This window comes from Streptomyces sp. R44 (assembly GCF_041053105.1).
GTDB lineage: Bacteria > Actinomycetota > Actinomycetes > Streptomycetales > Streptomycetaceae > Streptomyces.
This window is the reverse complement of record NZ_CP163444.1, coordinates 2610546-2627788: the sequence shown is the minus strand read 5'-3', so window position 1 is coordinate 2627788 and position 17243 is coordinate 2610546. Positions and strand designations below refer to the sequence as shown.

General features: G+C 73.1%; 18 protein-coding genes, 1 other RNA gene and 2 pseudogenes. 11 read left to right on the top strand and 10 right to left on the bottom strand.

Going from position 1 to position 17243, the window contains the following annotated elements:
* Positions 1-19: 19 nt before the first annotated feature.
* Positions 20-787 carry a peroxide stress protein YaaA gene (yaaA, locus tag AB5J54_RS12170; RefSeq protein WP_369143942.1) on the bottom strand — a complete coding sequence of 256 codons (768 nt, stop codon included), beginning with the start codon at positions 785-787 and terminating at the stop codon, positions 20-22.
* A 96-nt stretch (positions 788-883) separates the two neighbouring features.
* Here yaaA and AB5J54_RS12165 point away from each other — a divergent pair, with 96 nt between their 5' ends.
* Entirely contained in the window at positions 884-2326 is a 1443-nt protein-coding gene (locus AB5J54_RS12165) for an RNB domain-containing ribonuclease (protein ID WP_369143941.1), read from the top strand.
* On the opposite strand, the gene AB5J54_RS12160 is transcribed toward AB5J54_RS12165, so the two are convergent.
* Both AB5J54_RS12160 and AB5J54_RS12155 read right to left on the bottom strand, forming a co-directional pair.
* Positions 2271-2906 (bottom strand): hypothetical protein, encoded by a 636-nt coding sequence (locus AB5J54_RS12160; RefSeq protein ID WP_369143940.1) that lies wholly within the window; start codon positions 2904-2906, stop codon positions 2271-2273. The genes AB5J54_RS12165 and AB5J54_RS12160 overlap by 56 nt on opposite strands.
* Positions 2903-3652: a MerR family transcriptional regulator gene (locus AB5J54_RS12155; protein ID WP_369143939.1), complete on the bottom strand. Its 750-nt coding sequence runs from the start codon at positions 3650-3652 to the stop codon at positions 2903-2905. Before AB5J54_RS12155 ends, AB5J54_RS12160 begins: the two co-directional genes overlap by 4 nt.
* Positions 3653-3905: 253 nt before the next feature.
* Between AB5J54_RS12155 and rnpB the strand changes: the two genes are divergently transcribed.
* Together rnpB and AB5J54_RS12145 are read left to right on the top strand one after the other, a co-directional pair.
* Positions 3906-4304, top strand: an RNA gene (rnpB, locus tag AB5J54_RS12150) — RNase P RNA component class A.
* A 243-nt stretch (positions 4305-4547) separates the two neighbouring features.
* Entirely contained in the window at positions 4548-4712 is a 165-nt protein-coding gene (locus tag AB5J54_RS12145) for a hypothetical protein (protein ID WP_369143938.1), read from the top strand.
* Between the two features lie 55 nt (positions 4713-4767).
* On the opposite strand, the gene AB5J54_RS12140 is transcribed toward AB5J54_RS12145, so the two are convergent.
* A complete protein-coding gene (locus AB5J54_RS12140; protein ID WP_369143937.1) occupies positions 4768-5427 on the bottom strand; it encodes a response regulator in 660 nt (219 codons plus the stop codon).
* Positions 5418-6554, bottom strand: a complete 1137-nt coding sequence (locus tag AB5J54_RS12135) for a sensor histidine kinase (protein ID WP_369143936.1) — start codon at positions 6552-6554, stop codon at positions 5418-5420. Before AB5J54_RS12135 ends, AB5J54_RS12140 begins: the two co-directional genes overlap by 10 nt.
* 154 nt (positions 6555-6708) lie before the next feature.
* On the opposite strand from AB5J54_RS12135, the gene AB5J54_RS12130 reads away from it, so the two are divergent.
* Positions 6709-7947 carry a serine hydrolase domain-containing protein gene (locus tag AB5J54_RS12130; RefSeq protein ID WP_369143935.1) on the top strand — a complete coding sequence of 413 codons (1239 nt, stop codon included), beginning with the start codon at positions 6709-6711 and terminating at the stop codon, positions 7945-7947.
* Between the two features lie 3 nt (positions 7948-7950).
* On the opposite strand, the gene AB5J54_RS12125 is transcribed toward AB5J54_RS12130, so the two are convergent.
* Positions 7951-8448, bottom strand: coding sequence for a DUF1203 domain-containing protein (locus AB5J54_RS12125; protein ID WP_369143934.1), 498 nt, complete (start codon positions 8446-8448; stop codon positions 7951-7953).
* A gap of 139 nt (positions 8449-8587) precedes the next feature.
* Between AB5J54_RS12125 and AB5J54_RS12120 the strand changes: the two genes are divergently transcribed.
* The 3 genes from AB5J54_RS12120 (at position 8588) to AB5J54_RS12110 (ending at position 10590) form a co-directional block, all read left to right on the top strand.
* On the top strand, positions 8588-9049 hold the full coding sequence (locus AB5J54_RS12120) for a VOC family protein (RefSeq protein WP_369143933.1): 462 nt from the start codon (positions 8588-8590) through the stop codon (positions 9047-9049).
* A 92-nt stretch (positions 9050-9141) separates the two neighbouring features.
* Positions 9142-10188 carry an excalibur calcium-binding domain-containing protein gene (locus tag AB5J54_RS12115; RefSeq protein WP_369143932.1) on the top strand — a complete coding sequence of 349 codons (1047 nt, stop codon included), beginning with the start codon at positions 9142-9144 and terminating at the stop codon, positions 10186-10188.
* 78 nt (positions 10189-10266) lie between these two features.
* Complete coding sequence (locus AB5J54_RS12110; RefSeq protein ID WP_369143931.1) at positions 10267-10590, top strand: nuclear transport factor 2 family protein; 324 nt, start codon at positions 10267-10269, stop codon at positions 10588-10590.
* 21 nt (positions 10591-10611) lie between these two features.
* On the opposite strand, the gene AB5J54_RS12105 is transcribed toward AB5J54_RS12110, so the two are convergent.
* The gene (locus AB5J54_RS12105; protein ID WP_369143930.1) at positions 10612-11388 is read right to left on the bottom strand and encodes an SDR family oxidoreductase; all 777 of its coding nucleotides are present in this window, start codon (positions 11386-11388) and stop codon (positions 10612-10614) included.
* Positions 11389-11516: 128 nt separating this feature from the next.
* On the opposite strand from AB5J54_RS12105, the pseudogene AB5J54_RS12100 reads away from it, so the two are divergent.
* Positions 11517-11615, top strand: a pseudogene (locus AB5J54_RS12100) (helix-turn-helix domain-containing protein); the annotation flags it as partial.
* Positions 11615-11839 (top strand): annotated as a pseudogene (locus AB5J54_RS12095) (alkaline phosphatase); the annotation flags it as partial. The pseudogenes AB5J54_RS12100 and AB5J54_RS12095, both read left to right, overlap by 1 nt.
* On the opposite strand, the gene AB5J54_RS12090 reads toward AB5J54_RS12095, so the two are convergent.
* Positions 11826-12851, bottom strand: a complete 1026-nt coding sequence (locus AB5J54_RS12090; RefSeq protein ID WP_369143929.1) for a Gfo/Idh/MocA family protein — start codon at positions 12849-12851, stop codon at positions 11826-11828. The pseudogene AB5J54_RS12095 and the gene AB5J54_RS12090 overlap by 14 nt on opposite strands.
* A 50-nt stretch (positions 12852-12901) precedes the next feature.
* On the opposite strand from AB5J54_RS12090, the gene AB5J54_RS12085 reads away from it, so the two are divergent.
* Positions 12902-14224 carry a Bcr/CflA family multidrug efflux MFS transporter gene (locus AB5J54_RS12085; protein WP_369149298.1) on the top strand — a complete coding sequence of 441 codons (1323 nt, stop codon included), beginning with the start codon at positions 12902-12904 and terminating at the stop codon, positions 14222-14224.
* Positions 14225-14233: 9 nt separating this feature from the next.
* Positions 14234-15220, top strand: coding sequence for a small ribosomal subunit Rsm22 family protein (locus AB5J54_RS12080; RefSeq protein ID WP_369143928.1), 987 nt, complete (start codon positions 14234-14236; stop codon positions 15218-15220).
* Here the strand turns inward: AB5J54_RS12080 and AB5J54_RS12075 are convergent.
* Together AB5J54_RS12075 and ddaH are read right to left on the bottom strand one after the other, a co-directional pair.
* Positions 15217-16170: an IS481 family transposase gene (locus tag AB5J54_RS12075; protein WP_369143927.1), complete on the bottom strand. Its 954-nt coding sequence runs from the start codon at positions 16168-16170 to the stop codon at positions 15217-15219. The two genes, AB5J54_RS12080 and AB5J54_RS12075, sit on opposite strands and share 4 nt — an antisense overlap.
* A 131-nt stretch (positions 16171-16301) precedes the next feature.
* Positions 16302-17132, bottom strand: a complete 831-nt coding sequence (gene ddaH / locus AB5J54_RS12070; protein ID WP_369143926.1) for a dimethylargininase — start codon at positions 17130-17132, stop codon at positions 16302-16304.
* Positions 17133-17243: the final 111 nt, after the last annotated feature.

The window sequence follows — 17243 nt, the reverse complement described above, 5'->3', positions numbered from 1 at the left end:
CGGAGGGTGCAACGAAGCGTCAGTGGATCTCGTCCACCAGCACGTCGAGCGCCCCCGCCTTCCCGCCCTCCTCCACCACGTACCCCAGGCCCCGCAGCGCCTCCGCCAGCTCCGCCGGCGAAGCCGGCTCCGCGCCCGCCTCCAGGAGGCTCCGCACGATCCGGCCCTTCGTCGCCTTGTTGAAGTGGCTGACCACCTTCCGGGTCGGCGCGTGCAGCACCCGCACCGTCGCCGTCCGGGCCGCGAGCTCCCCCTTCGGCTTCCACGCCGAGGCGTACGCCGAGGAGCGCAGGTCCAGGACGAGCCCGTCCCCGGCCGCCTCCGGCATCACCGAGGCCATCGCGCCCCGCCAGTGCGCGCCCAGCGCCCCCAGCCCCGGCAGCTTCACGCCCATCGAGCAGCGGTAGGACGGAATCCGGTCCGTCACCCTCACCGCGCCCCACAGGCCCGAGAACACCAGCAGCGAGCTCCCCGCCCGCTTCCGGGCCGCCGCGTCCAGCGTCGCCAGACCCAGCGCGTCGTACAGCACGCCCGTGTAGATCTCCCCGGCCGGACGCGCGCCCGCCGTCCGCAGCTCCGTGTTCTTCGCGACCTCGCCGCGCAGGCCCTCGCTCAGACCGAGCACCTCGCGCGCCTTCTCCTCGTCGGCGGCGCACAGCTCGACCAGCTCGTCCAGGACCGCCGCCCGCGCCTCCGCGAGCCCCGGCAGGGACAGCGACTCCGGCTTCAGCGGCGCCCCGCGCCCCGAGGAGGCCTTGCCTTCGGAGGGCGGCAACAGCACGAGCACGGTGGTTCTCCTTCGTCCGTACGGGGGTGGGGGGTGCGGCCCCGGTCGTCCAGCCTACGAGGTGCCGCACCCTGCCCCAGCTCATACGCTCGGTCCATGCCCCGCCGCCACATCCACGTGACCGGCGCAGCCGAGGCTCCGCTGCGGGCCGCCCTGCGCGCACTCCGTACCGAGCTCGCGATCCCCGAGGACTTCCCGCCCGCCGTCCTCGCCGAGGCCGAGGCGGCCGCGAAGAACCCCCGCCTCCCCTCGTACGACGCCACCGACATCCCCTTCTTCACGATCGACCCGCCCACCTCCACCGACCTCGACCAGGCCATGCACCTGGCCCGCCGCGCCGACGGCGGCTACCGCGTCCACTACGCCATCGCCGACGTCGCCGCCTTCGTCACCCCCGGCGGCGCGCTCGACGCCGAGGCCCACCGGCGGGTCCTCACCCTGTACTTCCCCGACGGCAGGGTCCCCCTCCACCCGCCCGTCCTCTCCGAGGGCGCCGCCAGCCTCCTCCCCGGCGACCCCCGCCCCGCCCTCCTCTGGCGCATCGACCTCGACGCCGACGGACAACGGGTCGCCACCGACGTCCGCCGCGCCCTCGTCCGCAGCCGCGCCAAACTCGACTACGAGGGCGTGCAGCGGCGGATCGAGGACGGGACGGCGGAAGAGCCCCTGGCCCTCCTCCGGGACATCGGCCGCCTCCGCGAGGCCCTCGAAGCCGGACGCGGCGGGATCTCCCTCAACGTCCCCGAGCAGGAGATCGTCGAGACCGACCACACCTACTCCCTCGCCTACCGGGCCCCGCTCCCCGCCGACGCCTGGAACGCCCAGATCTCCCTCCTCACCGGCATGGCCGCCGCCGACCTCATGACCGCCGCCGGCACCGGCATCCTCCGCACCCTCCCCACCGCGCCCGACGGCGCCGTCGCCCGGCTGCGCCGCTCCGCCCGGGCCCTCGGCGTCGACTGGCCGCACCACGTCTCGTACGCCGACGTCGTCCGCTCCGCCGACCCCACCAACCCGCGCCACGCCGCCTTCCTCCAGGAGTGCACCAGCCTCCTGCGCGGCGCCGGCTACACCGTCTTCACCGACGGCCACGTCCCCAGCCCCGCCGTCCACGCCGCCGTCGCCGACGAGTACACCCACTGCACCGCGCCGCTGCGCCGCCTCGTCGACCGGTACGCGGGCGAGCTGTGCGTGGCGGCGGTCGCCGGCGACGAGCCGCCCGAGTGGGTACGGGCCGCCCTGCCCGCCCTCCCCGACGAGATGGCCACCGGCGCCCGCCGCGCCAACACCGTCGAACGCGAGAGCGTCGACATCGTCGAGGCGGCGCTCCTGAAGGAACGCGTCGGCGAGATCTTCGACGCGTACGTCATCGACGTGAAGGAACGCGAACCCGCCGTCGGGACCGTCCACCTGGAGGACCCGGCGGTCGTCGCCCGCATCGAGGGCGGGACGGCGAAGCTGCCGCTGGGCGAGTGGCTGCGGGTCAGGCTGTCGGAAGCGGACCCGGGGACGGCGAAGGTCCTCTTCGCGCCCGCGTGAGTTCCCGTACGAGCGCCTGCGGGTCGTCGGCGTGCAGCCGGATCAGCCGTACGGGGCGGGGCGCGCCGAGCAGCCCGGGCGCGTCGACCGGCTCGGTCAGCTCGATCGTGACGGAGGTCCGGGAGCCGACGGCGAGGTTCAGCTCGCCGTCCTTCTTCTCGTGCGAGAAGAGGGACTCGCGCCGGACGGCCGCGATCCGCTCGACCGGGATCCGCACGTCGACGTGCGCGGCCTGCCGGACCCGCAGGACGCCGCCGGCGAGCGTGTGCGGCCGGGTGGCGGAGGCGGCGTGCAGCCCGAGGACGAAGAGCACGGTGTAGACGTCCAGGACGAGGAAGACGGCGTGGACGAAGGGCCAGTCGGCGAGCAGGTACGACATGCCGACCGTCTCGACCACGCACACGAACGCGAAGCCGTACATCAGCGCCGCCTGGTCCCGTGCGTGCGGGAACACGCCGTCCGCGCCCGCCACCCCGTGCGCCCGCCGCCCGACCCACCGCACGAGACTCCCCGTGAGCCGCCACTCGTGCCCGATCAGCCGCAGCACGACCTCGACCGGCCTGCGCATGGTGTCCCTCATCGCTCCGCCTCCCTACCTTCTGTCACCAGTTCCACCGCGCGCCGTACCGCCGCCGACTGGGCCGGGGCGAGGTCCGCGAAGAACGTGTCGGCGAGACCTCCGGCCCCCTCAGGGGGCAGCTCCACCGCCCTCCCGTCCGGCAGGACCGCGGCCAGCGCCCGGGCCGCCCCCTCCACCCGGGGGTCGTCCGCCTCCGCGTCGGCGAGGGCGTCCAGGAGCCCGTACAGCTCCCGCGCACCGCTCGCCGCGCCGTGCATCAGCTCCATCAGCCGGGCCCGTTCCGCCTCGGGGACGACGGTGTCGAGGAGGGCCAGGATCTCCCGGTCCTTCGCCGCCATCGGGGACTCGGGCAGCTCCCCGAGACCCGCGAGCAGCGCCGCCAGCTCCGGGGAGACGGGGCCCTCGGCGGCCAGGCGCCCGGCGCGGGCCTCGGCGAGGAGCGGGGCGAGGTTCTCCCGGCGCTCCCGGATCACAGCCTCCTGCCGGGCCAGGTCGTCCGCCAGCTCCTCCAGGACCTCCGCGAGCCCCCGCCCCTCGTCGCCGGCCAGCACGTCCCGCACCTCGTCCAGACCGAGCCCCAGCTCGGTCAGCCGCCGGATCCGGGCCAGCAGCACGGCGTCCCGGACCCCGTACTCCCGGTACCCGTTGGCCCGCCGCTCGGGCTCGGGCAGCAGTCCCGAATGGTGGTAGTGCCGCACGGCCCGGGGGGTGACCCCGACGAGCGCGGCGATCTCGCCGATACGCATGCGCCCAGTAGAAACCCTGACGCTGCGGCAGGGTCAAGGGATCGCTTTCGGAGGCCGTGGCCGATCATGTGCCACGATCGAGGGAACGACCCCCGGATCCGACGGACGGCAGGTGCCTCGATGCCCGAGCAAGGGCCTGGAGAAGGCGAGTGCCCTGGTGAGACCGAGGAACCACGTCATCCCCGACCTCTCGTTCGCCCCCGCCGAGGCCGACTTCCTCTGAATCGCCAGGTAGCATGGTCGGCACGGCAGACGAGCCGGGCGGACGGCCGCGTGGAGATCCTCGGATCTTCCCGAGGAACGTCCGGGCTCCACAGAGCAGGGTGGTGGCTAACGGCCACCCGGGGTGACCCGCGGGACAGTGCCACAGAAAACAGACCGCCGGGGACCTCGGTCCTCGGTAAGGGTGAAACGGTGGTGTAAGAGACCACCAGCGCCTGAGGTGACTCAGGCGGCTAGGTAAACCCCACTCGGAGCAAGGTCAAGAGGGGACACCTCGGTGTCCCTGCGCGGATGTTCGAGGGCTGCTCGCCCGAGTCCGCGGGTAGACCGCAGGAGGCCGGCGGCAACGCCGGTCCTAGATGGATGGCCGTCGCCCCGACGACCGTGAGGTCCCGGGGCACAGAACCCGGCGTACAGCCCGACTCGTCTGTCGGCCCACGTGAGAAGGGCCCCCGAACAGGTTTCCGCCTGATCAGGGGCCCTTTCGCTTTCTCGGCTCCGAGGATGTCAGGACGCGGGCGGCCCCGCCGGATACACTCAAGTCGCCCAAAAATTCCTGTAGTTCGTGAAGAGAGATCGGCCCTGATGAGGGCAGCCGGTTCGACAGCCCTTGCGTCGGGGGCCGGGGTGGCCGGCTCGGCGCCTTCGCCGAACCCTCTCTGAAAGGAGCTACATGGAGCTGGCGGGATGGGTGACCGTGGGTACAGCCGCGGTCGTAGGGGGCTTCACTGTCGTGGGGCACCTCTTCGACCAGGTTCCCGCGCTCGCCCAGAAGATGATCACTGCGATTCGGTCCGTTCGCGCGGTGCGCGACGAAGTCAGGGCCAAGCGCGAGTGATCAAGAGTCCCGCTGGGGAAAGCCCCGAGTCTCCAGCGGGACCTTCCCGGACTCGTCAGCCCGGCTCCGGGCCGCCGTGGCGGCGGAGCCAGGTCAGGACCGCGCGGACTCGGCGGTGGCCGCTGTCGCCGGCCGAGAGGCCGAGTTTGAGGAAGACGCTGCCGATGTGTTTGTGCACGGCGTTGTCGGTGACGAAGAGCCGCTGGGCGATGCCCGCGTTGTCGTGACCCTCGGCCATCAGCGCCAGGACCTCGCGCTCCCGGGGGGTGAGGGCGTCGACCGGATCGCCGCGGACGGCGAGGAGCTGGGCGATGACCTCCGGGTCCAGGGCGGTGCCGCCCGCCGCCACGCGGCGCAGTGCCTCGGTGAACTCCGCGATGCGGCTCACCCGGTCCTTGAGGAGGTAGCCGATGCCGCCGCCGGTGTCGGAGAGGAGGCGGCCCGCGTACTCCTGCTCGACGTACTGGGACAGGACCAGGACGGGAAGTCCGGGGTGGTCGCGGCGGGCCTGGAGGGCGGCGCGGATCCCCTCGTCGCGGAAGCCCGGCGGCAGCCGTACGTCCACGATGGTGACGTCCGGCCGGTGGGCCTCGACGGCGGCCAGGAAGCCGGGGGCGTCGTCCGCGATCGCGGCGACCTCGAAGCCCTGGGAGCCGAGGAGGAGTTCGAGTCCGGAGGCGAGCAGGACGTTGTCCTCGGCGATGACTACACGCACGGCAGCTCCACGGTGACGACGGTCGGCCCGCCCGGCGGGCTGCTGATCTTCATGGTGCCGTCCAGGGCGGCGGCGCGGCGACGGATTCCGTCCAGACCGCTGCCCCGCGACGCGTCCGCCCCGCCCGTCCCGTCGTCCGTGATCTCCGCGCGGAGCAGCGCGCCGTCGCGGTCGACGGAGACGGCGGCCTTCGTTGCCCGGCTGTGCCGGGCGACGTTCGCCAGCGCCTCGGTGACGGCGTAGTACGCGACCGCCTCGACCGCGGCGGGGACCTCGCCGAGCTCGCCGACGCCGATGCGGGTCGGGACACCGGCCCTGGTGCCCAGGGTGCCGAGCGCGCCCACGAGACCCTGGTCGGCCAGGACCGGGGGATAGATGGTGCGGATGACGGAACGCAGCTCGGTCATGGCCTCCTCGGTCTCGGCCCGCGCCTGCCGTACGAGCGCTGCGGCCGCGTCCGGGTCCCGGGGGAGGGTCTCGCCGGCCACGGCGAGCCGCAGGGCGATGGCCACGAGCCGGGCCTGGGTGCCGTCGTGCAAGTCCCGCTCGATCCGGCGGAGTTCCGCACCGTGCGCCCGCAGGACGTCCGCCCGCGTCCGGGTGAGCTCCGTGACGCGCGCGGCCAGCCGTTCCGCCGGAGACGGTGCCAGGACCGCCAGGCAGCACAGGGCGTGCACCCGGGCGAGCGGTGGCAGGGCGAGGGCCGCGAGCGCCGCGAGGGGCAGCAGCTGCACCAGATTGACCGTCAGGGCGGGGACCCACCCGTCGACACGGACGTCGAGCAGCAGCAGCCGTGGCGGATCCGACGCGGGGAAGGCCCACCACCCCACGGCGACCACGAGGGTGAGGAGCAGATTGCCCAGGCACAGCAGGGCGATCACTCCCGCGGGCAGACCGGTCGCCACCTGCACCACCAGCCAGGCCAGCTCGCGGCGGAGGGGCCGCGGGCCCGGCTCCACCGGTCGGCCGAGCAGCGCCCCGGCACGCCGGCGGTGGCGCTCCGCCCAGGCGGCCGCCGCCGACGGTACGCACAGGAGGGGCGCCGCCGCGAGCGTCACCGTCGCGGTCGCCAGGGTGCCGAGGAGATAGCGTCCGGCGCGCCCGGTCCGCAGCCACCACTGGTCCACCGGTCCGCCCCCGTCTGTCGTACGGGACCGGAGCCGGCCCCCGGAAGCGACCGTACGTGCCCGGCGGCCGGCACGGCACTACAGCCCGCTGTAGCTCACCACCGGCCCTCTGCGGCAGCGACGTGCCACTCGGCGCCTCCCTAGCGTGACCGGCATGACATCCACCACCCCGGCCTCAGCGCCGCAGAGCCACCCGTCCCCGAAGCGTCGCCGCCGGACCGGCCGCACATGGCCGGCCGTCGCGGTGGCGGCGGCACTCGCCACCGCGGGTGTGGCCGCGACCGTCCAGTCCTCGAACGGCGCGTCCGCGCCCTCCGCGCCCGGCTACCGGCAGGACGACCTGCGCCGGGACACCGAAGCCCTCCGGGCGCTGGGGATCACCGGCGTCCAGGCGCGGGTGACCACGGCCTCCGGGCGGGACCTGGTCGCCACCGCAGGCGTCGCCGAGGTGGGCACGAAGCGGCCGGTGCCCCGGGACGGCTACTTCCGGATCGCCAGCACCGGCAAGGCGCTCATGGCGACCGTGGTCCTGCAGCTGGTCGACGAGGGCAGGCTGTCGCTGGACGACACGGTGGAGCGCCGGCTGCCCGGTGTGATCGCCGGAAACGGCAACGACGGACGGAAGATGACCGTGCGTCAGCTGCTGCGGAACACCAGCGGCCTCCACGACGACCTGCCCGGCTTCGACACCCCGCAGCAGTACTACCAGCACCGTCACGACACGTACACCGCCGAACAGATCGTCGCCCGGGCGATGAGGCACCACCCGGACTTCGAGCCCGGCACCGGCTGGGGCTACTCCAACACCGGCTACGTCGTCCTCGGCATGATCGTCGAGAAGGTCGCCGGCCGCCCCTGGCAGGAGGAGGTCGAGAGCCGGATCCTGCGACCGCTCGGCATGCACCACACGTACCTCCCGGGCGCCACGCCCACCCTGCGCCGCCCGCACGCCGACGGCTACCAGGTCTTCGGCTCCGGCGAACGGATCGACGTCACCGAGCAGCTCGTCCCCGACCTCGGCGGCTACGTCTCCACCACGGCGGACGTGAACCGCTTCTTCCAGGGGCTGCTCGGCGGCGAGCTGCTGTCCGGGGCGCGCCTGGCCGAGATGCGGGACACGGTCCCGGTCCCCAAGGAGTTCGAGGTGTTCTGGCCGGGCGGACGCTACGGCCTCGGCCTCGTCGCCCGCCCCCTGAGCTGCGGCGGCAGCTACTGGAGCCATGAAGGGGGCGAAGCCGGCTACATCACCCTGAACGGCGCCACCGGTGACGGCCGCCGCACCGTCACCGTCTCCCTGACCACCAGCTTCAACGACCTCGGCAGGACGATCCGGCAGCAGAAGGCGGCCAGTGACCTGGTCGACCGCGCCCTGTGCGACACCGCCGGACGGTAGCCCTCAGGGGCGCCGGACCTCGAAGTGGAAGCAGCCGTACTCGACGGCACGGACGTGCACGAGGGCGACGGCCGGGTCGGCGAAGGCCTCGGCGAGGGCCTGGTCGAAGCCCTCGGCGGGGGTTTCGGGGAGCTCCAGGAGGCGGCCGCCGACGATCCTGCCGGCCGCGTCGTAGCGGCGCAGGGTGCGGAGCGCCCCGGCACGGGAGAAGGGGTACGCCTCCGAGGGCGCGGGGCCGCCGCAGTCCTCGGCGTGGACGAAGACGGGACCCTGCTCGTCGTACGCGCCGGGCTCGGCACCGGTCTCGGCGGCCCAGCGGCGCAGCGGCGCGTACGAGACGAGGGCGATCCGCTCGCCCGGCTCGGAGAGGCGCAGGCAGCAGCGGAGGGGATGGCCGCCGTCGGTGGCGGTGTACGGCACGCAGGCGCGGCCGGCGTCGTCCGTGACGCGCAGCCGGGCGAGGGCGGAGGGGGAGACGGGGCGGGCGAGGTAGGTGCTCATGCCGACAGGGTCGCGTGGGGCGGCACCGTACCGCTGGCGCAATTCGGACGCCGCGCTCGGGCCGGGTGTTCCGCCGGGCCGGTGTCAGTGGGCTCGGTTACGGTCGCCTCGCGAACCCGCTACGAACGGAGCCGTACGAATGAGCCGTCATTTCCAGGTCACCTTCGACGCGCACGACCCCCGGGCCCTGTCCTCCTTCTGGCGCGAGGCGCTGGGGTACGTCCACCCGGGGCCGCCCGGAGTGGAGTTGCCCGAGGGCGCCGACCCGCTGGCCGCCTGGGACGCGTTCCTCGCGCGGATCGGCGTGCCGGAGGACCAGCGCAACACGCGGTCGGCCATCGAGGACCCGGACGGCGAGGGTCCGCGCGTGTTCTTCCAGCAGGTGCCCGAGGACAAGGTCGCCAAGAACCGCGTCCACCTCGACGTGCGCGCCGCTCCCGGGCTCCAGGGGGAGGAGCGGATGGCGGCGCTCGAAGCCGAGTGCGACCGGCTCGTGGGGCTGGGGGCGAAGCGGGTGCGCCGCTTCGAGCCCGCCCCGCCGATGGGCAGCGGACACCTCGTGATGACCGACCCCGAGGGCAACGAGTTCTGCCTCGACTGACCGGGGGCCACCCTGGGCGCGGGCGGTGAACGCGCAGGTCATACCCTGTGTGCCGCCGAGACGTCGTCAGGGAGGGGCAGGGTCGGGTGGGCGTGTCGCCGGACAGGGGAGCCAAGGGGGACAAGGGGTCGGTGCGGGAGGAGTCGCGGTGGCGGCGGCCCGGGGCCGTCGTCTTCTGTCTGGTCCTGCTGCCTCCCCTGGGCATCGTCCTTGCCTGGCGCAGCCGTTGGTCGCCGGGGCGGAAGGTGCTCGCGACGGTGCTGTCCGCGCTCTGGTTCGTGGCCCTGGGCACGAGCGAGCCGCCGGCGTCCGAGCCCGCGGTGGCCGACGCCGCCGACGCCGAGCCGCGGGTGAGCGCGTTCCCGTCGTTCACTCCGTACACCCCGCCCACCCCCACGCCCACGCCGATCGTGCGCCGGGTCGTCGCCGACTACGTCGGCCAGAACCTGGAGACCGCGTCGCGGGCCGCGTACGAGGCGGGGTTCCGGGCGCGGTCACACGACGCGACCGAGGACGACAGGATGCAGCTCGTCGACGGCAACTGGAAGGTCTGCTTCCAGGAGCCGGCGGCCGGGAAGACCGCCGCGATCGAGGAAGGGCGGCGGATCGGCATCGAGTTCGCCGCCGTCGAGAAGTCGAGTCCCTGCCCGGCGCGGGACGGCGACGCCGTCGTCTTCCCCAAGGTGCCGAACGTCGTCGGCACGACCTTCGCGGCCGGCTCCGAGGTGCTCCGGAAGGCGGGCCTCAAGGAGATCCGCGGCGCCAGTGTGTACACGGACGTCGACCTGGCGGCCCGTCACGACGACTGGCGGATCTGCTTCCAGGACCCGGAGGCGGGCGAGGACATCGAGCGGCCGGAGTACATGACGGTCCGGCTCTCCCTCGCCCGGCCCGGCCTGTCCTGCCCCTCGGAGGACTACGCGCGACTGAACCCCGACCCGGACCCGGACCGCCACGGAAGCGGAAGCGGAAGCGGAAGCGGAAGCGGTTCGGGAGGCTCCGACGACGGCGGCGCCGCCTACTACAAGAACTGCGACGCCGTCCGCGCCGCCGGCAAGGCCCCCCTCTACGCCGGCCAACCCGGCTACCGCTCCGGCCTCGACCGCGACGGCGACGGCAAGGCCTGCGACTGGTCCTGACGGTTCCGGACCGCTGTCGGGGGGACCTCACGGCCGGGGCGCCCGGAGACGGGCGCCCCGCGGGTGTACGGGTGGGACATGACCATTCCCGTGAGTCAGCTCAGCAATCCGGTCGTGCGTGCCTTCGTCGCGGCCCTCAACGCCAACGACGAGGCGGCCATGGCCGACCTTCTCACCCCCGGCGCGACCATGTCCGACGACGGTTCCGACCGTGAGCTGCGGCAGTGGCTCGACCGCGAGGTGTTCGCCTCGCGGGGGCACATGGACGTCCAGTCCGAGGCCGACGAGGGGCTCGCGCTCGTCGCCGACTACCGCAACGACACCTGGGGCTCGATGCGCACCAAGTGGGTCTTCACCGTCGACGGCGGGAAGATCTCGCGGTTCGAGACCGGGCAGGCCTGATCCCCCGGCCGGGGGTGCCCCTCACCCCCGGCCGATGTACGGCATCGCCGTCGCCATCACCGTCGCGAACTGCACGTTCGCCTCCAGCGGCAGTGCCGCCATGTGCACCACCGTCGCCGCCACGTCCGCCGCGTCCATCACCGGCTCCACCGCCAGCTCGCCGTTGGCCTGGAGGATGCCGGTCTGCATGCGGGCCGTCATCTCCGTCGCCGCGTTGCCGATGTCGATCTGGCCGCAGGCGATCCGGTACGGGCGTCCGTCGAGCGACAGGGACTTCGTCAGGCCCGTCATCGCGTGCTTCGTCGCCGTGTACGCGATCGAGTGCGGGCGCGGCACGTGCGCGGAGATCGAGCCGTTGTTGATGATCCGGCCGCCCTGCGGGTCCTGCTCCTTCATGGCACGGAACGCCGCCTGGGCACACAGGAACGCGCCCGTCAGGTTCACGTCGACCACCGCGCGCCAGGTCGCCGGGTCCAGGTCCTCGACGGGGACGCCGCCGCCCGCGAACGTACCGGCGTTGTTGAAGAGCAGGTCCACCCGGCCGTAGCGGGCCCGGACCGAGGCGAAGAGGCTCGTGACCTCGTCCTCCGATGTGACGTCCGTCGGGACGGTCAGGAAGTCGCCCGTCGGCAGGGCCGCCGCCGTCTCCTCCAGGGCCTCCGCCCTGCGGCCCGCCAGGGCCACCGACCAGCCGGCCGCCGCGAGGGCCAGCGCCACGCTCCGGCCGATGCCCGAACCGGCTCCCGTCACCACTGCGATGCTCATGGGCGCGCAGCGTACGCGAGACGCGTGCCCCATGAACTCATCCGTCCAGCAGGTGGATGTTCTCCACGCCTGGCGGTGAGTCCTCGCATGAATGTTCCGGTATCGGATCGTGGGTCGATGATCGTACGTTGACCGACAGGCAGCTCCGGTACTCGTTTCGCATGTACCCGAATGGCCCGCAGCGCTCGGCGTTGGCGAAGGCGTTTGGGTGTGCGCGGGTGGTCTATGACGACGCGCTTCGCGCTCGTGAGAGTGCCCGCAGGACGGCGCCGACCGGCCCTCGAACCACGACAAGCTCATGCAGGCCAACCCGCACCTGCGGTTCTTCAACGGGCGGCGCGGCTATGTGACGGTCGCCCTCGGCGAGGGGAGCGCCCGCGCCGACTTCCGTACGGTGCCGTACGTGACCCGGCCGGGCGCTCCCGTCACCACCGCCGCCTCCTATGTCACGGAGGCGGGCAACCCGGGCCTCACACCCGCGTGAGCTCCTGCGGATAGCGGACGCCGACGCGGTCCCGTACCGCGTCGAGCGTCCGCATCACCGCGAGCGAACCGTCCAGGGGGACGAGCGGGGACTCCGTCTCGCCCGCCCGCAGGCAGCGCATGACCTCGGCGGCCTCGTGCCGGAAGGAGTGCGGGTCGTCCGCCGACACGAACTCCTCCGGCTCGTGGCCGTTCCGGCGCAGGGTGAACCGCTCGGGGAAGAAGAAGCCGCGCGGAACGTCGATCCGGCCCTCGGTGCCCGTCACCGAGGCCGTCAGCGGCGTGTCCGCCTCCAGGGAGCAGGACAGCAGCGCCGAGGCGCCCGAGTCCCAGCCCAGCAGCATGCCCGTGTTCAGGTCGACGCCCTCGGGCGAGATCCGCGCGTGTGCGTGGACCGCGGACGGCTCGCCGAGCAGCAGGTGCGCGAACGACACCGGGTACACGCCCAGGTCGAGCAGCGCCCCGCCGCCCACCGCCGGGTCGCGCAGCCGGTGGCCGGCGTCGAAGGGGCCCACGAGCCCGAAGTCCGCCTGGACCGTGCGGATCTCGCCGATCGCCCCGCCGCGGACCAGTTCCGCGATGCGCCGGATCAGCGGGTTGCAGTACATCCACATCGCTTCCATGAGGAAGAGGCCGCCGTCCCGGGCGAGAGCCACCAACTCCTCCGCCTCGCGGGCGTTGAGTGTGAGAGCCTTCTCGCAGAGCACCGCCTTGCCCGCCTCCAGGGCGAGGCCGGCGGCCGTGCGGTGCGCGTGATGCGGAGTCGCCACGTACACCACGTCGACGGATTCGTCGGCGAGGAGCCCGGCCCACTCCCCGTACGCCCGCGGAATCCCGAACCGGTCCGCGAAGGCCTTCGCCGACGCCTCCGTACGGGACGCCACCGCGACCACCTCGGCGCCGTCGAGCGCCATCAGGTCCGTGGTGAACCGCTCCGCTATCCCGCCCGTCGCCAGGATTCCCCAGCGCACTGTCCTGTTCGCGTCCATCTCCACCCCACAGGTCTCGACCATGCCGATCGAGCTGAGAGCATAGGTAAGGATTCAACGAAATGGAGCAGTCGATGCCGGAGAGCGGCCAGAAAACAACACAGGGACACATAAGCGAACCCGCCCCGGTCGTCACCGCCGCCCGGCGGACGGGGCTCCTCGTCACCCTCGTCCTGGGCGGACTCACCGCCCTCCCCCCGCTCTCCATGGACATGTACCTCCCGGCCCTCCCGGAGGTCACCGGCGCGCTGCGGGCCCCCGCCGCCACCGTCCAGCTCACCCTCACCGCCTGCCTCGCCGGCATGGCCCTCGGCCAGCTCGTCGTCGGCCCCATGAGCGACAAGTGGGGACGCCGCCGCCCGCTGCTCATCGGCATGGCCGTCTACGTCCTCGCCACCGCCGTCTGCGCCCTCGCGCCCAGCGCCGAACTCCTCATCGGCTTCCGGCTGCTCCAGGGCCTCGCCGGCGCCGCCGGCATCGTCATCGCCCGCGCCGTCGTCCGCGACCTCTACGACGGCGTCGAGATGGCCCGCTTCTTCTCCACCCTGATGCTGATCTCCGGCGTCGCCCCGATCATCGCCCCCCTCATCGGCGGCCAGATCCTCCGGCTCACCGACTGGCGGGGCGTCTTCCACGTCCTCACCGTGATCGGCGTCCTGCTCACCGTCGTCGTCTGGCGCTTCCTCCACGAGACGCTGCCCCCGGAGCGGCGGCACGAAGGCGGCGTCGGGCAGGCGCTGCGCACCATGCGGGGGCTCCTCGCCGACCGGGTCTTCACCGGCTACATGCTGACCGGCGGACTCGCCTTCGCCGCCCTCTTCGCGTACATCAGCGCTTCCCCCTTTGTAGTGCAGGAAATCTACGGCGCCTCCCCGCAGACCTTCAGCCTGCTCTTCGGCCTCAACTCGGTCGGGCTCGTCGCCGTCGGCCAGATCAACGGCAAGCTCCTCGTCGGCCGCGTCAGCCTCGACAAGGCGCTCGGCTTCGGCCTCGGCACCATCCTGCTCGCCGGCCTCGCGCTCACCCTCATGACCACCGGCGTCCTCGGCGAGGTCGGCCTCGCCCCGATCGCGGCCGGACTCTTCGTCCTGATGTCCGCGATGGGCCTGGCCATGCCCAACACCAACGCCCAGGCCCTCATGCGCACCCCGCACGCCGCCGGCTCCGCCTCCGCGCTCCTCGGCACCTCCTCCTTCCTCATCGGCGCCGTCGCCTCCCCGCTCGTCGGCATCGCCGGCGAGCACACCGCCGTCCCCATGGCGGTCGTCCAGCTGAGCTGCGCCGTCCTCGCCCTCGCCTGCTTCCTGGGCCTGTGTCGGCCCTGGCGCGCGACGGAGGCCCCGCGCGCGACGGAGGCCCCGCGCGCGACGGAACCCCGGACCGGCGGGCCCGCCTAGACTGTCTCGGTGAACGCCGTGTCCTCCCCCTCCGCCGACTCCCTGCGCGCCGCCCTCGCCGCGCTCCTCGACGGGCTGCCGCCCAGCCGGGCGGCGCAGGCCGTCGAGCGGCTGATCGCCAACTACCGGGGGACCACCCCGACCGACGCCCCCGTGCTGCGCGACCGCTCCGACGTCGCCGCGTACGCCGCGTACCGGATGCCGGCGACCTTCGAGGCGGTACGGGGCGCCCTCGGCGCCCTCCGGGCGGCCGCGCCCGACTGGGAGCCGCGCACCCACACCGACGTCGGCGGCGGGACGGGCGCGGCGAGCTGGGCCGTCGCCGAGGCCTGGGAGGAGCAGCCGCCCCGCACGGCCGTCCTGGACTGGGCGGAGCCCGCCCTCGCGCTCGGCCGCGAACTGGCCGCCGGGGTCTTCGAGGCCGAGTGGCGGCGCGAGCGGATCGGCGCCGCGCTGAGCCTGCCCGCATCCGACCTCGTCACCGTCTCGTACGTGCTCAAGGAACTGACCGAGGCCGACCGGGCGGCGCTCGTCACCGAGGCGGCCCGCGCCGCGCAGGCCGTCGTGATCGTCGAGCCCGGCACCCCCGACGGCTACGAGCGGATCATCGCGGCCCGCACGCGGCTGATCGACGCCGGCTTCACCGTCGCCGCGCCCTGCCCGCACAGCGGCGCCTGCCCGATCGTGCCCGGCACGGACTGGTGCCACTTCTCCGCCCGGGTCAGCCGCTCCTCGCTGCACCGGAAGGTGAAGGGCGGTTCGCTGCCGTACGAGGACGAGAAGTACGCGTACGTGGCCGCCGTCCGCTTCCCGGTGACCCCGGCGGCCTCCCGGATCACCCGCAGGCCGCAGATCCGCAAGGGCCAGGTCCTCCTGGAGCTCTGCGGTCCCGAGGGCCTCGGCCGCGACACCGTCACCAAGCGGCACGGGCCCCTGTACAAGCAGGCCCGTGACGCGGAGTGGGGCGACTCCTGGCCGCCGGAGGAGGAGCTCTAGGTGTATTGCCCTGTGAGGTTGGGGACGCGGCTGGCGGGTGGTTTGCCTGCGAGCGCGGTGTGTCCGCGGTGGTGATTGTAGGTGTGCAGCCAGCTGGGGAATGCGTCGCGTCGTTGCTGCTCTGAGTGGTAGGGGCGGGCGTAGGCCCACTCGTCGAGGAGGGTGCGGTTGAGGCGTTCGACCTTGCCGTTGGTCTGGGGTCGGTAGGGCCGGGTTCGCTTGTGGGTGATCCCGGCTGCCGTCAGGCTGTCGCGCCAGTCGCGGGAGCGGTAGCAGGAGCCGTTGTCGGTCAGGACGCGTTCCACGGTGATCCCGACGCTGGTGAAATAGGCGTGGGCCCGCTGCCAGAAGGCGGTGGCGGTCTCCTTCTTCTCGTCGGTGTGGATCTCGCTGTAGGCGAGGCGGGAGTGGTCGTCGACGGCGGTGTGGATGTAGCTGTAGCCGGCGTTCTTGCGGGTCTTGCGGCCGGCCTGGCGGCCCAGCACCCTGTGGCCGCCGCCGTCGGGGATGTTGCCGAGCTTCTTGATGTCCACGTGCACCAGTTCGCCGGGCTTCTCGCGTTCGTAGCGGCGTATGTTCCGGCCGGTTGCACGGTCCAGATGGGTCAGACGGGCCAGCCCGAACCGGGTCAGGACCCGGTGCACGGTTGAGGGCACCAGTCGCAGGTGGTGGGCGATGCGGGCCGGGCCCCAGCGCCGCAGGACACGGACCTTGATGATTCGCCGCTCGGTGCGGGTCGGGGTCCGCCCGGGACTGTGACGAGGGCGTGAGGATCGGTCGGTCATGCCCGCTTCGCCGTCGTGGCGGTAGCGGGCAGCCCACCGCTGGGCTGTGGTCGGTGAGACCTGGAAGCGTTCGGCGGCACGCCGCAGCGGCCAGCCGTCCTCAACCACACAGCGGGCCAGACGCAGGCGCCCGGTCTCGGTCAGGGGTGCATTACGGTGGGGCACGAGGGCCTTTCGGTCAGGTGTAGACGTCGCAATCCACACCGAACCGGAAGGCCCTCACCTGTTCAAGATCCCTCCACCGAGACCTGGCTCACCCGTCCACAACCTCCCAAGACAGAACATCTAGGGCGCGGCTACGGCCGCAGCTCCTGGGTGCAGCACTTCACGCTGCCGCCGCCCTTGAGGAGTTCGCCCAGGTCCATGCCGACCGGTTCGAAGCCGCGGGCGCGGAGCGGGCCGAAGAGGCCCACCGCGGCCTGCGGGAGCAGGACGTGCCGGCCGTCGCTGACCGCGTTGAGGCCGAGGGCCGCCGCGTCCTCGGCGGTCGCGATCAGGGCGTCCGGGAAGAGCCGGGCCAGGACCGCGCGGCTGCCGGGGGAGAAGGCGTCCGGGTAGTACATGACCTCGTCCCGGGCGTCGTCCAGGACGCACAGCGCCGTGTCCAGGTGGTAGTAGCGCGGGTCCACCAGCTCCAGGCCGATCACCGGGCGGCCGAAGAACTCCTGGGCCTCGTCGTGGGAGAGCGGGCTGGAGCGGAAGCCGCGGCCGGCGAGGATCCAGGAGGCGGTGACCGCGAAGTCGCCCTCGCCCTCGTTCACGTGCTCCGGGGCCCGCACGGCGTCGTCCGCCCAACCGTTCCTGCGGAACCAGGACAGATGGGCGTCGGCCTCGGCCGCGCGCTCCCGATGGGCGAACTTCGCGCCCAGGACCCGGCCGTCGACGACGGTCGCGCCGTTCGCCGCGAAGACCATGTCCGGCAGCGCCGGGTCGGGCCGCAGGAGCTCCACGGTGTGGCCGAGCGAGCGGTAGCGGTCGCGCAGGTCCTCCCACTGGGCGAGGGCGAGCGGCAGGTCGACCGGTTTCGTGGGGTCCATCCAGGGGTTGATGGAGTACGTCACCGTGAAGTGCGTGGGTGGGCACATCAGATAACGGCGGGGCGAGGACGTGCGCGGAGTGGAGCGCAATGAAGCCTCCTCACGGAGAACGGCGGTGATCGGTTGACGATCGGAGGACCCCATGGTCCGCTCTCGACGGCCTTCGCGCTGTGGACCGTTCGGGTGGTTCGGGCCCGTTCG